The 18,800-nt window shown below is 67.4% G+C and carries 21 protein-coding genes and 1 pseudogene; 14 read left to right on the forward strand and 8 right to left on the reverse strand.

Going from position 1 to position 18,800, the window contains the following annotated elements; translation table 11 throughout:
* Positions 1-423: pseudogene (locus tag FV228_RS34080) on the reverse strand (hypothetical protein); the annotation flags it as partial.
* Positions 420-1,475, reverse strand: a complete 1,056-nt coding sequence (locus FV228_RS05995) for a ligase-associated DNA damage response exonuclease (protein WP_147853758.1) — start codon at positions 1,473-1,475, stop codon at positions 420-422. The pseudogene FV228_RS34080 and the gene FV228_RS05995, both read right to left, overlap by 4 nt.
* A 69-nt stretch (positions 1,476-1,544) precedes the next feature.
* Here FV228_RS05995 and FV228_RS06000 point away from each other — a divergent pair, with 69 nt between their 5' ends.
* On the forward strand, positions 1,545-2,492 hold the full coding sequence (locus FV228_RS06000; protein ID WP_147853759.1) for a methyltransferase domain-containing protein: 948 nt from the start codon (positions 1,545-1,547) through the stop codon (positions 2,490-2,492).
* An 81-nt stretch (positions 2,493-2,573) separates the two neighbouring features.
* Positions 2,574-3,368 (forward strand): YoaK family protein, encoded by a 795-nt coding sequence (locus FV228_RS06005; protein ID WP_147853760.1) that lies wholly within the window; start codon positions 2,574-2,576, stop codon positions 3,366-3,368.
* A gap of 103 nt (positions 3,369-3,471) precedes the next feature.
* On the opposite strand, the gene arfB is transcribed toward FV228_RS06005, so the two are convergent.
* Complete coding sequence (gene arfB / locus FV228_RS06010; protein ID WP_147853761.1) at positions 3,472-3,903, reverse strand: alternative ribosome rescue aminoacyl-tRNA hydrolase ArfB; 432 nt, start codon at positions 3,901-3,903, stop codon at positions 3,472-3,474.
* Positions 3,904-4,073: 170 nt separating this feature from the next.
* Positions 4,074-4,370 (reverse strand): BolA family protein, encoded by a 297-nt coding sequence (locus tag FV228_RS06015; RefSeq protein ID WP_147853762.1) that lies wholly within the window; start codon positions 4,368-4,370, stop codon positions 4,074-4,076.
* A gap of 108 nt (positions 4,371-4,478) precedes the next feature.
* Between FV228_RS06015 and FV228_RS06020 the strand changes: the two genes are divergently transcribed.
* The 4 genes from FV228_RS06020 to cobT all read left to right on the forward strand — a co-directional run bounded on the left by FV228_RS06020 (position 4,479) and on the right by cobT (position 8,765).
* Positions 4,479-5,105 carry a DnaJ domain-containing protein gene (locus FV228_RS06020; RefSeq protein WP_147853763.1) on the forward strand — a complete coding sequence of 209 codons (627 nt, stop codon included), beginning with the start codon at positions 4,479-4,481 and terminating at the stop codon, positions 5,103-5,105.
* 247 nt (positions 5,106-5,352) lie between these two features.
* Positions 5,353-6,336, forward strand: a complete 984-nt coding sequence (gene cobS / locus FV228_RS06025; RefSeq protein ID WP_147853764.1) for a cobaltochelatase subunit CobS — start codon at positions 5,353-5,355, stop codon at positions 6,334-6,336.
* Positions 6,337-6,353: 17 nt separating this feature from the next.
* Positions 6,354-6,851 (forward strand): DUF29 domain-containing protein, encoded by a 498-nt coding sequence (locus tag FV228_RS06030; RefSeq protein ID WP_147853765.1) that lies wholly within the window; start codon positions 6,354-6,356, stop codon positions 6,849-6,851.
* A gap of 6 nt (positions 6,852-6,857) precedes the next feature.
* The gene (gene cobT, locus FV228_RS06035; protein ID WP_147853766.1) at positions 6,858-8,765 is read left to right on the forward strand and encodes a cobaltochelatase subunit CobT; all 1,908 of its coding nucleotides are present in this window, start codon (positions 6,858-6,860) and stop codon (positions 8,763-8,765) included.
* Between the two features lie 27 nt (positions 8,766-8,792).
* Here cobT and FV228_RS06040 read toward each other — a convergent pair whose 3' ends face one another.
* Positions 8,793-9,266 (reverse strand): carboxymuconolactone decarboxylase family protein, encoded by a 474-nt coding sequence (locus FV228_RS06040; protein ID WP_147853767.1) that lies wholly within the window; start codon positions 9,264-9,266, stop codon positions 8,793-8,795.
* Between the two features lie 81 nt (positions 9,267-9,347).
* Between FV228_RS06040 and FV228_RS06045 the strand changes: the two genes are divergently transcribed.
* Positions 9,348-9,800 carry a MarR family winged helix-turn-helix transcriptional regulator gene (locus FV228_RS06045; RefSeq protein WP_147853768.1) on the forward strand — a complete coding sequence of 151 codons (453 nt, stop codon included), beginning with the start codon at positions 9,348-9,350 and terminating at the stop codon, positions 9,798-9,800.
* 99 nt (positions 9,801-9,899) lie between these two features.
* Here the strand turns inward: FV228_RS06045 and rpmB are convergent, their stop codons facing one another.
* Positions 9,900-10,202, reverse strand: coding sequence for a 50S ribosomal protein L28 (gene rpmB, locus FV228_RS06050; RefSeq protein ID WP_147853769.1), 303 nt, complete (start codon positions 10,200-10,202; stop codon positions 9,900-9,902).
* Positions 10,203-10,585: 383 nt separating this feature from the next.
* Here rpmB and FV228_RS06055 point away from each other — a divergent pair, with 383 nt between their 5' ends.
* On the forward strand, positions 10,586-11,449 hold the full coding sequence (locus tag FV228_RS06055) for a DUF3108 domain-containing protein (RefSeq protein WP_147853776.1): 864 nt from the start codon (positions 10,586-10,588) through the stop codon (positions 11,447-11,449).
* An 81-nt stretch (positions 11,450-11,530) separates the two neighbouring features.
* On the forward strand, positions 11,531-11,821 hold the full coding sequence (locus FV228_RS06060; RefSeq protein WP_147853770.1) for a DUF1330 domain-containing protein: 291 nt from the start codon (positions 11,531-11,533) through the stop codon (positions 11,819-11,821).
* A gap of 10 nt (positions 11,822-11,831) precedes the next feature.
* On the opposite strand, the gene FV228_RS06065 is transcribed toward FV228_RS06060, so the two are convergent.
* On the reverse strand, positions 11,832-12,188 hold the full coding sequence (locus FV228_RS06065) for a darcynin family protein (RefSeq protein WP_147853771.1): 357 nt from the start codon (positions 12,186-12,188) through the stop codon (positions 11,832-11,834).
* Between the two features lie 156 nt (positions 12,189-12,344).
* Between FV228_RS06065 and FV228_RS06070 the strand changes: the two genes are divergently transcribed.
* Positions 12,345-12,890 carry a TetR/AcrR family transcriptional regulator gene (locus FV228_RS06070; protein WP_238260135.1) on the forward strand — a complete coding sequence of 182 codons (546 nt, stop codon included), beginning with the start codon at positions 12,345-12,347 and terminating at the stop codon, positions 12,888-12,890.
* Positions 12,891-12,912: 22 nt separating this feature from the next.
* Here the strand turns inward: FV228_RS06070 and FV228_RS06075 are convergent, their stop codons facing one another.
* The gene (locus FV228_RS06075) at positions 12,913-13,926 is read right to left on the reverse strand and encodes a glycosyltransferase (RefSeq protein WP_147853777.1); all 1,014 of its coding nucleotides are present in this window, start codon (positions 13,924-13,926) and stop codon (positions 12,913-12,915) included.
* A gap of 213 nt (positions 13,927-14,139) precedes the next feature.
* On the opposite strand from FV228_RS06075, the gene FV228_RS06080 reads away from it, so the two are divergent.
* The 4 genes from FV228_RS06080 to FV228_RS06095 all read left to right on the forward strand — a co-directional run.
* Complete coding sequence (locus FV228_RS06080; protein ID WP_246693843.1) at positions 14,140-14,682, forward strand: hypothetical protein; 543 nt, start codon at positions 14,140-14,142, stop codon at positions 14,680-14,682.
* Positions 14,683-14,753: 71 nt separating this feature from the next.
* The gene (locus FV228_RS06085) at positions 14,754-15,137 is read left to right on the forward strand and encodes an acyltransferase (RefSeq protein ID WP_147853774.1); all 384 of its coding nucleotides are present in this window, start codon (positions 14,754-14,756) and stop codon (positions 15,135-15,137) included.
* Between the two features lie 159 nt (positions 15,138-15,296).
* Entirely contained in the window at positions 15,297-15,620 is a 324-nt protein-coding gene (locus FV228_RS06090; RefSeq protein WP_147853775.1) for a hypothetical protein, read from the forward strand.
* Positions 15,621-15,819: 199 nt separating this feature from the next.
* Positions 15,820-18,800 (forward strand): helicase-related protein (locus tag FV228_RS06095; protein ID WP_246693844.1); only part of this gene is annotated, 2,981 nt, incomplete at its 3' end.

Consider the following 18,800-nt stretch of genomic DNA (forward strand, 5'->3'; position numbering starts at 1 on the left):
GGGTGGGCCGGCCGTGAGGTCGGGTCGGGAGAGGGGAGCGCCGCTGCCGGAAGAGTTGCGACGGACCTCATATTCAGAATCGTCGCGCTGCCCCTCTCCCGACCCCCTTCGGGGGCCACCCTCCCCCGCAGAGGGGGGAGGGAGATCCCGCGGCACCGGCCAGATCAGCGCCGTGGTCTCGGCGAGATCGCCGACGTAGTTGTGCGACAGCCGGAACAGCACCGGGTCGATGCGCGCCTCCACCAAGCCGCGTATCAGGGCCGGCTTGGCTTCGCGAAAGTTCAGCGTGCCGGTCATGGCGCCCAGCGCGTAGCCGCGCTCCGGATCCGGCGTGCGCGCGAAAAAGTCCTGGAGCAGGCGCAGCTTGGCGTTGCGGCGCGGCTCGTAGGCGAGGCGGTCGAGGAGGTGGGCGAAGTCGTTCACGCGGCCACCTCCGGCTCGGCGACGCCTGCGGGGGCCGGCTCCGCCTCACCGTCGTCGCCGTACCCCAGCAGGTGCAGCGGCTTGGCCTTGATCCCTTGCGTCCCGCACCAATGGACCAGCGCATCCTCCTGGCCGTGGGTGACCCAGACCTCCCCGGCGCCGGTGTCCCGGATCGTACGGCACAGGTCCGGCCAGTCCGAATGGTCGGAGATGACCAGCGGCAGCTCGACGCCCTTCTGGCGCGCGCGGGCGCGGACCCGCATCCAGCCGGACGCGAAGCAGGTCACCGGGTCGGGAAACTTGCGCGACCACAGGTCCTGCATCGCGCTGGGCGGACAGATCACGATGGCCCCGTGAAGGTCCTTGCGGTCGGCGGCCACGACCTTCGGGGTATCGCCCAGGGGGATGCCCTCGCGCTTGTACAGCTCGGTCAGCTTCTCCATCGCGCCGTGCAGGTGGATCGGCCGGTCCCAGCCCTCCTCGCGCAGCAGCGCCATCACCCGTTGCGCCTTGCCCAGCGCGTAGGCGCCGACGATGTGGGCGCGCTCCGGGAACAGGGCCACGGAGGCCATCAGCTTGCGGACCTCGTCCCGCGTGTCCGGATGCGTGAAGACCGGCAGGCCGAAGGTCGCCTCGGTGATGAACACGTCGCAGGGCACCACCTCGAACGGCAGGCAGGTCGGGTCCGGCGCCCGCTTGTAGTCGCCCGACACCACGACGCGGACGCCGTCCCGTTCGATGGCGATCTGGGCGGAACCGAGCACGTGCCCGGCGGGGGCGTAGCGCACCGTGACGTCGCCGACGCGCAAGGCCTCGCCGAGCCGGGCCTCCTGGCGCTGGCGGCAGAAATCCTCGCCGTAGCGCACCGCCATGATCCGCAGGGTTTCCGGCGTCGCCAGCACGTGGCCATGGCCGGCCCGGGCATGGTCGGCATGGCCGTGGGTGATCAGCGCGCGCTCGACAGGCCAGGTCGGATCGACGTGGAAGCCGCCGAGCGGACAGTAGAGGCCCTCTCGGGTCAGGGTGAGGAGATCGCTCGCGCGTGTCGGCATCGGGTCCGCTGCTGCCGGTGGAGTCCGCCGGTGGCCCCGGTATATAGGCGCCTCCGACCCGGCAGACGCATGGCCACGCAACACAGTTCCGGCGACCTCCTCGCCGACCGCCGCTATCGCTACGCCGAGGCCTGCCTGGCGGATGGCGACCATGCCGGGGCCGCCGACCTCGCCGAGCAGGCGCTGGAGATCGCACCCCGCTACGCGCCGGCCTGGCTGGTGCTGGGCCGTGCCCGGGAAGGGCTGGCCGTCGGGGGCGACGACCCGGCCCTGAGGGCGGCCGCGACCCGGGCCTATGCCTGTGCCCTCGACATCGACCCCGACGATACCCTCGGCGTGCGGGCGCACCTCGTCCGCTTGGGGGAAGGCGGCGGCCTGCCGGCCCTGTCGCCGGCCTATGTCCGGGCCCTGTTCGACGGCTACGCCCCGCGCTTCGAGCGCCACCTCGTGGACGGGCTGGGCTATGTCGGCCCACAACTGCTCCACGATGCCCTGCCGCCGGACCCTGAGCGGTTCGACGTGGCGCTCGATCTCGGCTGCGGCACAGGCCTGATGGGCGCGGCGATCCGTGACCGGGTCGGGCACCTCACCGGGGTGGATCTGTCGCCCGGCATGCTGGCGGTGGCGCGGACCAAGATGCAGCGCGGCCTCCCGCTCTACGACCGTCTGGCCGAGGGTGACCTGGCGGCCTTCCTGGCGGCCGAGCCGTCGGACTCCGCCGACCTCTGCCTGGCGGCGGACGTGCTGATCTACGTGGCGGATCTCGCGCCTGTGCTGAAGCAGGTCGCTCGCGTGCTTCGGCCCAGGGGCCTGGCCGCCTTCACGGTGCAGTCTCATGACGGCGACGGCGGCCTCCTGGGCGCGGACGGGCGCTACGCCCACGCCCACGCCCACGTCACCGCGGCGGCCTCCGGCGCAGGCCTGGAGGTCTTACGGCTGCACGAAGCCGATGTGCGGCGCGAAGGCGGCCGGCCGGTGCCGGGCCGGGTCGTCGTGCTGCACCGCACACGCCAATGATTCCCCCGGCATGAAACTGCTTGGCTGTTCGTCCATTGTCTGTCGGCCGCACGACAGGCGGCGATGGGATCGGGGATTGGCATGGCGGATTTCGGCGGCAGGGATGATGGGCGCGCACCGGAGCGCAAGCCCGACCTGCCAGCGGACCGGTCTTTTCCGGCGGATCCCCGGACGCGCATCTCCTTCGCCATCGCGCTGGCCATGCTGGCAGGATGCGCCGATTCCATCGGCTTCCTGGAATTCTCGCAGCTGTTCATGTCGTTCATGTCGGGCAACACGACCCGCTTCGGCGTGGCGGTGTCCAACGGCGACTGGGAGAACGTCACCCGGGTCGCCAGCACGATCAGCCTGTTCTGCTTCGGCGCCTTCCTGGGCACTCTGATCGCCGCCTGGGTCGGCCGCTGGCGGCTGGCCGTCCTGCTGACGCTCCAGGCGCTGCTGCTCGCGGGCGGCCTGCTGATGCCCTGGGGCACCTTCGCCTATCCGCTGCACGCCTACCCGATCGTGCTGGCCCTGGGCCTGCAGAACGCGACCCTCCAGGACGAGGGCGGCCGGTCGCTGGCGCTGACCTACGTGACCGGGGCGGTGGTGCGATTCGGGACGGGCTGCGCCAACCTGCTGCTCGGCACGGTGGCCCCGTCGTTCTGGATCCAGGCACCGCTCTGGGCCGGTCTCAGCACCGGCGCGGTGCTGGGTGGCCTGCTCGATCTCCGCTACGGCGAATCCGCCTTCCTGTTCCCCGCCGGCCTCGCTGCCATCCTGGCGCTGATCGCGATCGCGCTCACCATCGCCAAGCCCGGCAGCACCCTGGTCGCCGGCTCGTCGCCCGCCCCCGACGCGAGCCCGAAAGCGGAGGTGATCGACGCGATTCACTAGGTCGCTCGCCGCGGAAGCGGAGGCTCGCTCGGCGTGAGCGAGCGCGTCACATCAGGGACGTAGAGCCGGCTCGGCAGCTTATCCGAGCTGGAAGCGGGCCGGCTCAGCCCTCGGAATCCCGGTAGCTGCCGCGCCCCTGTTTGACCACGGCGCGGCTCTTCTTGGCTCCGATGCGCCGCTCCTTCGAGCCCTTCGTGGGCTTGGTCGCGCGGCGGATGGGCGGCGGCGGCTTGGCCGCCTCGGTGACGAGATCGACCAGCCGTTGCAGCACGTCCGCCCTATTGCGCTCCTGGGTCCTGTGCCGCTGCCCGGACAGGACCAGGACGCCGTCCTTGGTCAGGCGCCGGCCGGCGAGCTTGTACAGGTTCGCTCTGACCCGCTCGTCGACCGAGGGCGAGGCCAGGACCGACCAGCGCAACTGGACCGCGGTCTCGACCTTATTGACGTTCTGTCCGCCCGCCCCGGAGGCGCGCATGAAAGACAGCTCGATCTCGTCGTCCGCGATGACGATCCGCGCGTTCACCCGCAGGGGCATAATGAGCTCCGGTCCACGCCCCGGTGCGAGGCCGGCAGTTGGCAGCCGCCTGTGTGCCAACACACCGGCGCGAGCGAGAAACCCATGATCTCTGGGATGCGCGCCGGAACCACGATCGCCATATCCCTCGTACCGGCCCCCGGGCCGCGCCGGACCGGCGAGGTCCGGCTTCAGGCAGCTTCGGCCGGGGTCCGGGCGCGCAACGCCAGTGCGTGCAGGCCACGCCCGAAAGCCTCGTCCATGAGAGCGTTGACCAGGCGGTGCCGCTCTACGCGGCTCTTGCCCTCGAACGCCGACGCGACGATGTCGAGCCGGTAATGGGTCTCGCCCCCGGGCCGCGCGCCGGAATGGCCCGCATGCAGGTGCGATTCGTCGATCACGTCGAGGTGAGCCGGCGCGAGTTCCGCGCGCAGCTTCGCCTCCATCCAGCCCCGAAGGGTGCCGTCCTCACCAGTCCCGTCCGTCATCCTGCCCTCACCTCACGTCGCCGGCATCCGTCAAGCCCGATCCCGCGCATGCGTCATCAGGCCCGGTGCTCTTGTGTCTCCGGTTTGCCCCCTCATAATCGGCCCGTCATGGATCTCAACTCGCGCCTGTTCGACAGCATCCGGATCAGGAAACCGTCCTGCGACGAGCCGAAGCCCGCGGCCGAGGCCCTGTGCGAGAGCCCGGGCTGCACCCGGCCGGGCCCGCACCGCGCTCCGAAGGGCCGGAAGGCGGAAGGCCAGTACTGGCGGTTCTGCATCGACCACGTCCGCGCCTACAACGCGAGCTATAACTACTTCGACGGCATGAACGATGCCGCCGTCCAGGCCTATCAGAAGGACGCGATCATCGGGCACCGCCCGACCTGGGCCATGGGCGTGAACCCCGCCGGCCAGGGCAAGCCGGCCGAGGAGCCGACCCGGGACTGGGCCTACGTCGATCCGCTCGGCATCCTGCGCGGCGCGGGCGTCGGCGACGGACGTCGGCGCAACAAACAGCCGGAGCCGGAGAAGCCCCGCCGCACCGCCACGGTGCGCCGCGCCCTCGACGTCATGGGTCTCGAGGAGGGGGCGGACGGGCCGGCCATCAAGGCGCAGTACAAGGCGCTGGTGAAGCGCTTCCACCCCGACGCCAACGGCGGCGACCGCTCGTTCGAGGAGCGTCTGCGCGACATCATCCGCGCCCACGACGTCTTGCGTGCCGCCGGCCTCTGCTGACGGCGGCACGAACGATGCACTCCGGAGCGCCGTGAGGCCGCACCGGAATCCCCTTCGACGGTGATCGCTCTAGGATAAGGCAAATGGCCGGGCGGACCCTATATGGGGCTCATGCCGGTCGGTGGCGCCGCAGCGCGCCGCCGTTTAAGGATTGAGTCCGCCCCGCGGCGGATGCCCGGCTCGACGTTCTTCCGCGCGGATGCTCCCTTCCTTCGGGCCGGAGCCGCCGCGCCTCACGAGGTTCCGAATGCTCTCTGACGACACGCCCGCCGCGCTGCCCGACCGCACCGTCTCCGTCCGCGAGGTCTTCGGCATCGACCTCGACCTCAAGGTCCCGGCCTATGCCGAACCCGAGGAGCACGTCCCCGATCTCGATCCGGATTACATCTTCGACAGGGAGACGACGCTGGCCATCTTGGCCGGCTTCGCGCGCAACCGCCGCGTGATGGTCACGGGCTATCACGGCACCGGCAAGTCGACCCATATCGAGCAGGTCGCGGCCCGGCTGAACTGGCCCTGCATCCGGATCAACCTCGACAGCCACGTCTCGCGCATCGACCTCGTCGGCAAGGACGCGATCGTCCTCAAGGACGGCAAGCAGGTCACCGCCTTCCAGGACGGCATCCTGCCCTGGGCGCTGCAGAACAACGTCGCCCTGGTGTTCGACGAGTACGATGCCGGCCGCCCGGACGTGATGTTCGTGATCCAGCGCGTGCTGGAGTTGTCGGGCCGGCTGACGCTGCTCGACCAGAAGCGCGTGATCCGCCCGCACCCGGCCTTCCGGCTGTTCGCCACCGCCAACACAGTCGGCCTCGGGGACACGTCGGGCCTCTATCACGGCACCCAGCAGATCAATCAGGGCCAGATGGACCGCTGGTCGATCGTGACCACCCTGAACTACCTGCCGCATGACCGCGAGGTCGACATCGTGCTCTCGAAGGCGCTGCACTACCGCAGCGACCAGGGCCGGGACATCGTCAACCGGATGGTGCGCGTGGCGGACCTGACCCGCAACGCGTTCATGAACGGCGACCTCTCCACCGTCATGAGCCCGCGCACGGTGATCACCTGGGCTGAGAACGCCGACATCTTCAAGGATGTCGGCTTCGCGTTCCGGGTGACCTTCCTGAACAAGTGCGACGAACTCGAGCGAACCCTGGTGGCCGAGTTCTACCAGCGCGCCTTCGGCAAGGAACTGCCCGAAAGCGCACTGAACGTCGCCTTAAGCTGAACCGCATGGAGGACGCCATGGCGCATCCGGCCTCGACACGCGAGGACGCTCCTGCGGCTCCGCATGCCGACGGGCGGACGCGCTATGCGGACGACCTCTACACTTGGGTCGAGGAGCAGGTGGCGCTGCTCCGCGCCGGCCGGGTGGACGCGCTCGACCTCGACAACATCGCCGAGGAGCTGAGCGACGTGGGGAGCGCGCAATACAGTCAGATGGAAAGCGCTCTGCGCGTTCTCATCATGCACATGCTCAAATGGGATCAGCAGCCGGAGAAACGCACGCCGAGCTGGATCTACGCGATCCGCGAGCAGCGGCTCCGGTACGCGAAAATTCTGCGGAAGAACCCGGGTCTGAAGCCGCATCTCAACACGATGTGGGACGAGATCTATACAATCTCACGCAACTGGGCGGCGGATGAGTGCCACCTCCCTCCGGGCGAGTTCCCTCCAGAATGTCCCTTCACCTGGGATGATCTGCTTGAGCGCCCCTTCGACCTCGATTCGATGAAGACGTAGCCCCGCATGTCCATCTCCAACCGCAAGCCCGGCGAGCGCCGCGAATCCGTGGCCGAGCCCCTGAAGCGCTCGGTGGCCGGGTGCCTGCGCGCCATCGCCCGCCGGTCGGAGGTCGAGGTCACCTACGCCACCGACCGGCCGGCGCTCACCGGTGACAAGGCTCGCCTGCCAGAGCCCCCGCGCAAGCTCTCGGCGCAGGACGTGGCAGTGCTGCGCGGCAATGCCGACGCCATGGCGTTGCGGCTCGGCTGCCACGACATCGCCGTGCACCGGCGGCTCGCCCCCGAGAACGCCGCCGCCCGCGCGGTCTACGACGCGGTCGAGCAGGCCCGCGTCGAGGCGATCGGCTCGCGGCGGATGACCGGCGTCGCCAGCAACCTCACGGCGATGCTGGAGGACCGGTACCATCGCGGCGGCAAGTACGAGACCATCACCGACAAGGCCGACGCACCCATGGAGGACGCCGTCGCCCTGATGGTGCGCGAGCGCCTGACCGGGCAGCAGCCCCCCGAGGCGGCCGCCAAGATCGTGGAGCTGTGGCGTGCGCATATCGAGGCCAAGGCCGGCCCGAACCTCGACGGGCTGATCGGGTCGATCGAGGACCAGCGTAAGTTCGCCCGCTCGGTGCGCGACCTGCTGACCTCCCTCGACATGTCGGACGAGACCCCGTTCGACGCCGAGGATGACGAGAACGACGACGAGAACGACGCCCAGGACGACGAGCAGAACCCGAGCGAGGGCGATTCCGAGGAGAAGAGCCAGGGCGAGCGCGCCGAGATCGAGACCTCGGAGGAGGCCTCCGACGAGATCGAGGAGGGCGCGCAGGAAGCGGCCGACGCGCCGTCCGGGGAATTGCCCGACGAGTCCGAGGATGGGGAAGCCGAGGAAGCCTCCGAAGCGTCGAAGCCGCCCCAGCGCCAGGGCAACGAGGCGCGCGGCCCCGAATACCGGGTGTTCAACCCCCGGTTCGACGAGATCATTCACGCCGAGGAGCTGTGCGACGCCGACGAGTTGGCGCGCCTGCGCAGCTACCTCGACAAGCAGCTCTCCCACCTGCAGGGCGTCGTCGGCCGCCTCGCCAACCGGCTGCAGCGCCGGCTCCTGGCGCAGCAGAACCGCGCCTGGGATTTCGACCTCGAGGAGGGTCAGCTCGATCCGGCGCGCCTCGTGCGCGTGGTCATCGACCCCTATCAGCCCCTCTCCTTCAAGCAGGAGAAGGACACCAATTTCCGCGACACCGTGGTCACGCTGCTCCTCGACAATTCCGGTTCGATGCGTGGCCGGCCGATCACCGTGGCGGCGACCTGCGCCGACATCCTGGCGCGGACGCTGGAGCGCTGCGGCGTCAAGGTCGAAATCCTGGGCTTCACGACCCGGGCCTGGAAGGGCGGCCAGAGCCGCGAGGCGTGGCTCGCCGCCGGCAAGCCGACGAATCCCGGCCGCCTGAACGACCTGCGCCACATCGTCTACAAGTCGGCGGACGCGCCGTGGCGCCGGGCCAGGAAGAATCTCGGGCTGATGATGCGCGAGGGTCTTCTCAAGGAGAACATCGATGGCGAGGCCCTCGACTGGGCGCACAAGCGCCTGCTCGGGCGGCCCGAGCAGCGCAAGATCCTGATGGTGATCTCGGACGGCGCACCAGTCGACGATTCGACCCTGTCGGTCAATGCCGGCAACTACCTGGAGCGGCACCTGCGCTGGATGATCGAGGAGATCGAGACCCGCTCGCCGGTGGAACTCCTGGCCATCGGGATCGGTCACGACGTGACCCGCTACTATCGCAGGGCGGTGACGATCATCGACGCCGAGGAGCTGGGCGGCGCCATGACCGAGAAGCTCGCCGAACTGTTCGAGGAGAACAGCTCCTCCGCACCTGCGGGCCGGTCCCTGCGTGCGGCCGGCGGACGGCGCTGACGAATTGCCGGGAGCCCGGCGCCGCCTTCAGGCCGCCCGCCGGGCGAGAGGCGGGAAATGCAGGCCGCCCGCGATGCGATTCCAGGCGTTGATGGTGGCGATCGCCACGGTCAGGCTCAGCGTCTCGTCCCGGCTGAACAGCGGAGACGGTTCGGCGATGGGCGCCGCCCCATCGGCCATGCGCGTGAGATGTTCGGCCCAGGCCAGGGCCGCGCGTTCGCGGGGCGAAAAGACCGGGCTGTCGCGCCAGACGGCGATCGAGTCGATGATGTGATCGGCAAGGCCGAGGCGGCAGGCTGTGTCGAGGTGGAAGCCGACGCAGAACGCGCAGCCGTTGATCTGCGAGACGCGGATCTTCACGACCTCGCTCAAGCGCTTGTCCAGGCCCGCCTCATCGACGGCCCGGCCGAGGGCGAGAAGCGCGGCGTGAGCGTTCGGCAACGTGGTCCTGAACAGGTCGTATGAAAAGCCCGCATCGTCATACGATGCCACATCGGACATGCTACGCACTCCCGCCATCCGCGATAGAATCAGAGCACGAACAACATATCAGCACTCTGATAACAGGCAAGGGATGATGCCATGGATGAGCTGCCGCGGGCGGGCGAAGGCAAGCGCGGCATCGACGGACATCTCGGTTATCTGTTGCGGCAGGCGGCTCACGCGCACAGGCAGCGCGTCGAGCAGCGGTTAAGCGGCGCCTGCCTGACGCTGCCGCAATTTTCCGTCCTGACGATCCTAGCCGCCTATCCCGGCCACAGCAGCGCGGATCTCGCGCGCCTGGCGCTCGTGACGCCGCAGACCATGAGCGTCATCGTCGCGAATCTGCTGAAGGCCGGCCTCGTGGTGCGGGAACGGCACCGGATTCATGGTCGCATCCAGACCATAAGGCTGACTGCCGCCGGTGAGGCGATGCTCGAAGCCGCCAAGCGGCACGTCTATGCGCTGGAAGCCGAGATGCTGAACGACCTCACGCCCTCGCAGCAGACGGAGATCCGGCAATGGCTGACGCGAATCGCTCAGGCGCCCGGATAGGCGATGCCGGTCCCGAGCAGGCAAGCGTAAACCGCCGCGGCATGGCCTGCCGCGGCGGTTTATGTCGTCCGATCGGTGAAACGCGTAGAGCGCCCGAGATCAGGCCGCGACGGCCGTGGTCTCGGCGAGCTTCTTGTGGATCTCGCGCTTCAGCAGGCGGGCGGTCTGCGACAGGTCGCCCTCGCCGGCCTTGACCAGGAATGCGTCGAGGCCGCCGCGGTGCTCCACCGAGCGCAGGGCATGCGCGGTGATGCGCAGGCGCACCCGCTTGCCCAGCGCGTCCGACTGAAGCGTGACATTGCACAGGTTCGGCAGGAACCGGCACTTGGTCTTGTGGTTCGAGTGGCTCACGAGGTGGCCGACCTGAACGGCCTTGCCGGTGAGTTCGCAGCGGCGCGCCATGATGACTAAAATTCCCGTCTCGTTCCGCCTGAAAAGACCCGACCGCAAGCGGCGCGATCATCGTCGCAGCGGGCGGTGCCCGATACGTATTCCAGGTCCAGCGGAGTCCTGTTGAAGGCGCGAGCCTATAGGCGACCTGGACCCGTTGCGTCAAGCTCCGCACCGCCTCGACATGTCCCGGGCGGTCGCCCAACGGTCTGTTAACCACGATGCCGGGATATAACCGGCATCTGCTCGAAGAAGGCCAGCGCCTCGCCTGCACCGAGCGTCGAGAGCCTGTCGTACGGGATCGTCCCGCGCGGCACCCTTGGCCCAAGTTCCCCTGGGATGCGATCCGGATCATGAGCGCCACGCCTGTCCGTCGGACGATCAAGCCGCTGACGATGCGCCTTCTCGGCACCGTGCTCGCCGTCGCGACGCTCGGTGCCCCGGCCGAAGCCGCTCGGCGCGCGAAGCGGAGCGCCGCAGCCGCCCCCGCCACGGTGACGGTCGATTACAGCATCAACCTCGCGGGTCTGCCGATCGGCACCGCCCGGCTCGCCGGCAGCTTCGAGCGCGACCATTACCTGATGGACGTCTCCGCGACGCTGACCGGGCTGGTCGGGGCGATCACCGGCGGCAGGGGCTCGGCCCGGGCGTCAGGTACCTTCTCGGCCGCGCCGCAGCCCGGCGCGTTCTCGATCGCCACGCACACGGCGAGTTCCGGGATCGCGGTGCGCATGGCGCTGGCGCACGGCAACGTCGTGCAGGCCGAGATCACGCCCCCCCTCGTCGACATGCAGGACCGGGTGCCGGTCACGGCCGACCACAAGCGCGGCATCATGGATCCGGTGAGCGCCCTGCTGATGCCAGCCCAGGGCCGGGGCGAATTGCTCGATCCGGCCAATTGCAACCGCACCCTGCCGGTGTTCGACGGCGCGACCCGCTTCAACGTGGTGCTGAGCTACGCCGAGACCCGCGCGGTGCAGAAACCCGGTTATGCCGGCCCGGTTCTGGTCTGCACGGCCCGCTACCAAGCGGTGGCCGGCCACAGGCCGGATCGGCCGGGTGTGAAGTTCATGGAGGACAACCGCGAGATGTCGGTCTGGCTCGCCCCGGTCGAAGGGACGCGGGCACTGGTCCCGCTGCGAATCTCGGTGCTCACCACCATCGGTACCAACATCATCGAGGCGACGCGCTGGACCCAGGGCGCCGCCACCGGGACGGCCGGGGCGAGCGTCGCGCAGGCGAGCTTGCCCGCGCAATAGCGCCAGGCTCAGCGCTTCGCCTTTGACCGGCGGCCTCTTTCCGGGCACCCCGTGCGCCCGCGGCGGAGAGGATGGAGAACCATGGCGAAAGGCTACATCATCGTCCGGATGACGGTGACCGATCCGGAGACCTACGCGGCCTATGCCGAGATGGCCTCTACGGCGATGCGGCTTCACGGCGCCAGGCCCCTGGTGCGGGGCGGGCGCAGCGAGGCGCTGGAGGGCGAGGCCCGGCCCCGCAACGTCGTGCTGGAATTCGATTCCTACGACGCCGCACGGGCCTATTATCGCTCGCCGGAATACCAGGCGGCCAAAGCGAAGCGCCTGCCCGCCGGCATCGGCGAGGTCGTGCTGGTCGAGGGCGCCGACTGAAACAGTCCGCTCACGCGGCGAGCGGCGCCCGGCCGTAATGCATCGCGTAGGCGTTCTCCACCGCCGGGATGATCTCGACGATCGTGAACAACCGGTCCCAGAACGGCGTCTCGCGCAAGGCTTCGACGACGCTTTCGTAGGCGTGATGCTCGCTGGCCTCCCAGACCCAGAGATCCGTGACCCGGGCCGTGTAGAATTCGGCGTCGTAGAAGCGCATCGTCACGGAACCCGCGTGGCGGCGCAGGATCGGCTCGAACACCTCACGCAACCGGGCGAACCGATCGTCGATCGACATCGCCAGCCACTCGGGCGAGGTCTTCACCAGCATGAAGACGGTGAGCTTGGGGTTGAAGGTCTGGTGGGACATGCGCTCTTTCATTCCGCGAATCGGTTGGGACGCGGCGATGATGCCCGCGGGCGGCCCTGCGGCGAACTCGCGTTCATGACCGCCCGAACGGCACGGGGGCCGCTGCTCAAGCCCCGGAAAAACCCGGAACAATCGCGGTCTGCCGAGACGGTGCGGATGATCCTCGAAGGCGCGGCTCGCGTTCTGGAGGAGCGTGGGCTGGCCGGCTACACGACCAATGCCGTGGCCGAGCGGGCCGGCGTCTCGGTCGGCTCGGTCTACCAGTACTTCCCCGGCAAGGACGCGCTGACCGCGGCCCTGGTCGCGCGGGAGACCGGCCTGCTGATCGCGGCGGTGCACGCCGCGGCCGAGGCGGCGACGCCGGAACTCGGACTGCGGCGCATCGTGCAGGCGGCCGTCGCCCATCAGATGTCCCGGCCACGTCTCGCGTTGCTGCTTGACCGCGAAGAGAACCGGCTCCAGCCGGCCGACAGCCTTGACGCGGTCCACCGGGCGATCTCGGACGCGTTCCTGACCCTGCTGGCACGCCTCGAACCCGGACCGCCCGTCGCGATCGAGATTGCCGCGGGCGACCTGTTCGCGGTTGTGCGGGGCATGGTGGATGCCGCCGGGGAGCGGGGCGAGCAGGCCGGCGATGCGCTCGAACATCGGGTCCTGCGCGCGGTGTTCGGTTATCTGGGGTTGCCCACGGGGCTGCCGTGATCCGCGGGTCGGGTAGCGCGGCCTACGACCGGGTCGCGCAGTATTTGAGATCGCGCGCGATCGAGCGCCAACGGATGGCATCGCGGTGGACGGACCGGTAGACCCCGGATCGGATGTTACCGACGACGGCCAACAAACCCCGGCGCTTGTCGCGCGAGACGTAAACCTGCTTCCTCTGTTGCAGTTGGTGCAAGGCTCTCTGAAAAAAGTGAATCGCTTTTTCGCGATCGAACAGAGGAAATGCCGCCCGCGTCTCATCCGGAAGATCGCGGATCACAGCGATCATGTCGGCCGTAGCGGTTATGTAATCATCAAGTTCCTTAATGGGATCATGCGCCTTCCCTTTGTGGCTGCGGCGCCCATCCCCAAACAGGTTCGTCGCATGCTGCCGGTACGTGACCAGCGGCAGACTCAGTTCGGCAGTCTCGCCAACCACTTGGCCGAGAAAAACGATCCATCGATCGTGGGCGATCTTCTCTTTCGGCACGATGAAGTCTCGGAACCGTGCCTCGATATCCGCGAGATACAGCAGTTCTCGCCGAAAAACAATTGAAAACCCAAAGAACGTCAGCCAGGGATCGTAACTGAGCGGCGGCTTAACACCAGTGCTTCGGATACCCTGTGTAAATTTTACTAGCTTACCAGTGGACTGATCGAGGCTCGCAGCGGCATGCACGATCATGGAGATATTAGGATTTTTAAAGTACTTGGCTATACGTTCAAGTTTTTCGGGATCCCAGATGTCGTCCTGATCACAGAACGCCACGAAGTTTCCCTTCGCCGATAAAGCGGCTTTCAAAAAGTTGTCGCGAAATCCTAGATTCGTTTCGTTTACGTTAATTCTGATAGGTGCTTCGGAATTTTTCGCAATTGATCTAACTAAAACTAATGTTTCATCCGTCGATCCGTCATCGGAAACGATGATCTCGATCGGCTTAAAATTTTGGTTGATGACGCTCGCTAGCTGCTCCTCGATGAATACTGAGCCATTATACGTAGCGATAACCACCGAAACAGTTTTACTTGCAGCATCCATGCCCACCGGCCTTGACATCCCACATTTTTGAGTTGAAAACTTAATTCAACATCGAACGGGGCACAAAGTTTTTACCAGCCCCTTTAAAGTCTGTCGTTATTATAGCATGGCTGGATAAAGTTGGGAATACCGGCCCTATCGGACCCACGCAGGCATTGCGCAGCCCTCGACGGCATTCGAGGGATTGCCGCTCTCTCAGTATTGTTATTCCATTTGGGTCGTTGGCTAAACGCGCCACACATGGCGGTCAACGGGGGCCTGTCGGTCGACACCTTCTTCACTCTCAGCGGCTATGTTCTGGCCCGTGCCTATGCCCTCCGCCTACGAAATATGTCCGTGGCTGAATTCATGGCCATTCGGCTGATCAGACTGATACCGATCATCGTTCTGTCCATTCTGATCAGCGCTCCTTACGTCATCGCGAGAAACTATCTGCTCAGCACAGAGCCCCAAATAGCCGCGATAGTCCTGGCAATCCTGCTTGGAATGATGAACATTCCTTTTTTCAATGCCCCGCCCCAGATTGGCGGCCCTCAAATATTCCCCCTGAATGGACCGCAATTCTCGCTCTTCTTCGAAATAGTGGCGAATTATGTCTGGTGGCTGCTGCGGCATGTCGATCAGACGTATCTCTCGCTGGGTCTGTACGTCCTGTGCAGTGCGGCAGTCATCCTGGTCGGCATCGGCGGCGACACGACCGACAATTTTCTCCTCGGGTTTGCTCATGTTGGGTCCTCTTTTTTGTCGGCGTCCTAATCCACCAGTTCAGCGGCGCCTTCGTTTCGAGCCGGGCCAACACGTATATATTCGTCGCGTTATGCGTTCTGATGATTGCGATCCTTTTTTCATCGTTCGAACTTACCCTCCGCGAACGGCTCGTCTGGAAACTCGCCCTGGCCCCGATGCTGGTGTTCAGCGGATCAGCCATTCCGATGAAGGGCCTACCGATGAGGATTTCGCTCATGCTCGGCGAGCTATCATATCCGGTTTATGCCTTGCACTATCCAATATTCTGCTGGATCAACGGAATTTATCAAAAAACAACCGGCAGCAAAAGCATCGCTTTGGAATGCGTGACCCTTGTCGCCGTGACGATAGCAGCGAGCTATGTCTTCCTGCGCTATTATGACCAGCCGGCAAGGCGCTATCTTTTAGATATCTTCGCATCTCTGAAGGCGTCGCGCTCAAGCCGAGCCGAATACAGCCGTTGAGGGTTTCGAGGCGTTTCGATCAGAACTGACGTCCTGACATGCGGTGCGCTGCACGCCGCGAAGATCCACGGAAGATTCTGATATGACACTAAGGTCTCGGCGCCGGGAATCGGTCTCAACTGCCATTAAACCTTTCATATTTTCGGCGATGATCCGCCCATGGACCGATACCGCCTTCGCACCACCCTGACCGTCGCGGCCCTCGCCTTCGCCGCGCCGTCAGCGGCCCAGCCGCTGACCGCAGGATCAGGCAATCCCGGCTGCGGCGGCGATGCCTTCTCGTCGGCACAGGTGATCGAGCACCGGCCGCCGCGGCATGGCCCGTTGGTCTCCGTCCCCGACACCCTCTGCGCGGACGTCGCGCCCCAGCCCGGATCGCCGGCCATGCAGATCGTGGTCGATCCGCTGATTATGCCGCAGGTTGGCAGCGACCCGGGTGATATCCCATATGGGGGAGGACCGAGGCGGCCCTATCGTCCCTGACGCGACCGGCCGTACGAGACCTCCCGCCCGCGCCATGACGGCGCCGCGCCGGCCTTCCCGTCCGAAGGAACCGCCGACCATCGACGCGCCGCTCCGCCCCCTCCCCCGCCGGTCCCTGCCGCGCGACGCCCGCGCCCGCGGCGTGACGGCGGTCCTCGGACCGACCAACACCGGCAAGACGCATCTTGCGATCGAGCGGATGCTGGCGCACCCGACCGGCATGATCGGGCTGCCCCTGCGGCTGCTCGCCCGCGAGGTCTATTTGCGGGTGGTCGCCAAGGTCGGGCCCGAGAAGGTCGCGCTGGTCACCGGGGAAGAAAAAATAAAGCCGGACCGGCCGCGCTACTGGATCTGCACGATCGAGGCGATGCCGCGCGACCTCGACGTGGCCTACGTCGCCATCGACGAGATCCAGCTCGCCGCCGACATGGATCGCGGCCACGTCTTCACCGATCGCCTGCTTTACGTGCGCGGCCGGGAGGAGACCCTGCTGATCGGCTCCTCGACCATGCTGCCGCTGGTCCAGGCGCTGATTCCGAACGTCCACACCACGACCCGGCCGCGGCTGTCGAAGCTGAGCTTCGCGGGGGAGAAGCGGCTGTCGCGCCTGCCCCGGCGCACCGCGATCGTCGCCTTCTCGGCCGAGGAGGTCTACGCCATCGCGGAGCTGATCCGACGCCAGCGCGGGGGCGCCGCGGTCGTGCTCGGGGCGCTGTCGCCGCGGACCCGCAACGCCCAAGTCGAGATGTACCAGGCCGGGGACGTCGACTACCTCGTCGCCACCGACGCGGTCGGGATGGGGCTCAACCTCGATGTCGACCACGTCGCCTTCGCGGCGAACTGGAAATACGACGGCACCCGGTTCCGCAAGCTGACACCAGCGGAGATGGGACAGATCGCCGGCCGCGCAGGACGCCACCTCTCGGACGGGACCTTCGGCTCCACCGGGCGCTGCCCGGCCTTCGAGCCCGAGATGGTCGAGCGGCTGGAGAATCACGACTTCGACCCGCTGCGCATCCTGCAATGGCGCAACCCGGACCTCAGCTTCGGCACCCTGGAGGCGCTCCAGGCGAGCCTCGACGAGCATCCGCGCGAGTCAGGTCTGACCCGGGCGCCGATGGGCCAGGACCAGCAGGCCCTCGAGATCCTGATGCGCGAGGACGATATCCGCGACATGGCTCGGAGCGCTTCCACCGTGCGGCGACTCTGGGACGTCTGCGGCGTGCCCGATTATCGCAAGGTCCACCCGCAGGTGCATGCGGACCTCGTAGCCCAGCTCTACCGTTTCCTCATGAAGGGCATGGCCGGCCGCATCCCGGACACGTGGTTCGCCGAGCAGATGGCGATGATCGACCGCACCGACGGCGACATCGATACGCTGTCCCAGCGGATCGCCCAGGGACGCACTTGGACCTTCGTGGCCAACCGCCCCGATTGGCTGCGCGACCCTGAACATTGGCAGGGCGAGACACGTCGGGTAGAGGACAGGCTGTCAGACGCCCTGCACGAACGCCTCGCGAGCCGCTTCGTCGACCGGCGCACAAGCGTCCTGATGCGGCGCCTGAGAGAGAACACGATGCTCGAAGCCCAAATTTCCGCCGACGGTGACGTCACCGTCGAGGGTCAGCATGTCGGTCACCTGCATGGATTCCTATTCGTTCCTGATGCGAGCGCAGAGGGGCACGAGGCCAAAACTCTGAGGAGCGCCGCCGAGAAGGCGCTTTCCGGGGAGATCGAGGCCCGGGCCGACCGCTTTGCGGCGACGGCCGATTCCACCCTCGTGCTGGCGCATGACGGGATGATTCGCTGGACCGGTGCCCCGGTGGCGAAGCTGACCCCCGGCGAGAAGCTGTTCGCGCCGCAGATTCGGCTGCTCGCCGACGACAGTCTGACCGGCGCGCATCGCGAGAAGGTCGAAGCGCGCCTCGATGCCTGGCTGAAGGCCATGATCGTGCGCCTACTCGGCCCGCTGATGGAGCTCGAGACCGCAGGCGACCTCGTCGGCCTCGCCAAGGGCATCGGCTACCAGGTCGTCGAGGCTCTGGGCGTGCTGGAACGCTCCAAGGTCGCCCAGGAGATGCGCAGCCTCGACCAGGAGGGGCGCGGGGCGCTCCGCCGGCACGGCGTGCGATTCGGGGCCTACCACATCTTCCTGCCGGCCCTGCTGAAGCCGGCGCCGCGGACGCTGGCCGCCCAGCTCTGGGCCCTGCGCAACGGCGGCCTCGACCAGCGCGGCCTGGACGAGATCGCGCATCTGGCCGGCTCGGGCCGGACCTCGATCAAGGTCGATCGGGAGATCGCCAAGGGCCTCTACCGGGCAGCCGGCTTCCGGGTCAGTGGTGAGCGGGCGGTGCGGGTCGACATCCTGGAGCGGTTGGCCGACCTGATTCGCCCGGCGATCGCCTACCGCCCCGGCACCACGCCGGGCGCCCCGCCGGAGGGTACGGCCGACGGCGATGCGTTCGTGGCCACGGTCGGCATGACCTCGCTGGTCGGCTGTTCGGGCGAGGATTTCGCCTCGATCCTGAAGTCTCTGGGCTACTCGCTGGAGGCCCGCCCCGGTCCCGCCATCACGGTGCCGCTGGTGCCGGCGGCCGCGACCGCGCCGGTCGTCGTGACCCCGCCATCCGAAACTGCCCCGGCAAGCGAGACCGGCGAGACCGATCCCGGCTCGCCGAGCGAGCTGACCGGAGACGAGGCCGACGCTGCCGCGCAGGCCGCGACCGCGGAGGCCTCCGGTGACGGTGCTTCGCTCTCCGAGAATGCGGAGTCCGACGCCGGTCCCGAGACCGGCCCGGAAGCAGAAGCTGCATCCGCTCTCGAAGCCCTGGCGGAGGCTGAGCCTGTCGAGGCTGCTGCCGACGCCTTGCCGGAAGCGGTGGGCGCACAGCAATCGGAGCTGGAAGAGACTCCAGCCGAAGCCGCGCAGGTCGCCGAAGCACCCGAATCCGAGACCCGCCCCACCACCGAGACGCCGGTCGTGGCGGAAGCGAACGAGACGGTATCCGAGACCGCCGAGGATGAGTCCGCGGCTGCGGATGACGAAACCCCAGCGGAGCCGGTGCTGATCGAGGTCTGGCGCCTGCAGCGCCATCAGCGTCCGGCCAATCCTCGGCCGCAGAACCGCCCGCGGGGCGCGGGCCGCGGTCGCGATGGCGCTCAGCCGGGCCAGCATCAGGG

Origin of the sequence: Methylobacterium sp. WL18 (assembly GCF_008040015.1) — a bacterium.
Lineage (GTDB): Bacteria > Pseudomonadota > Alphaproteobacteria > Rhizobiales > Beijerinckiaceae > Methylobacterium > Methylobacterium mesophilicum.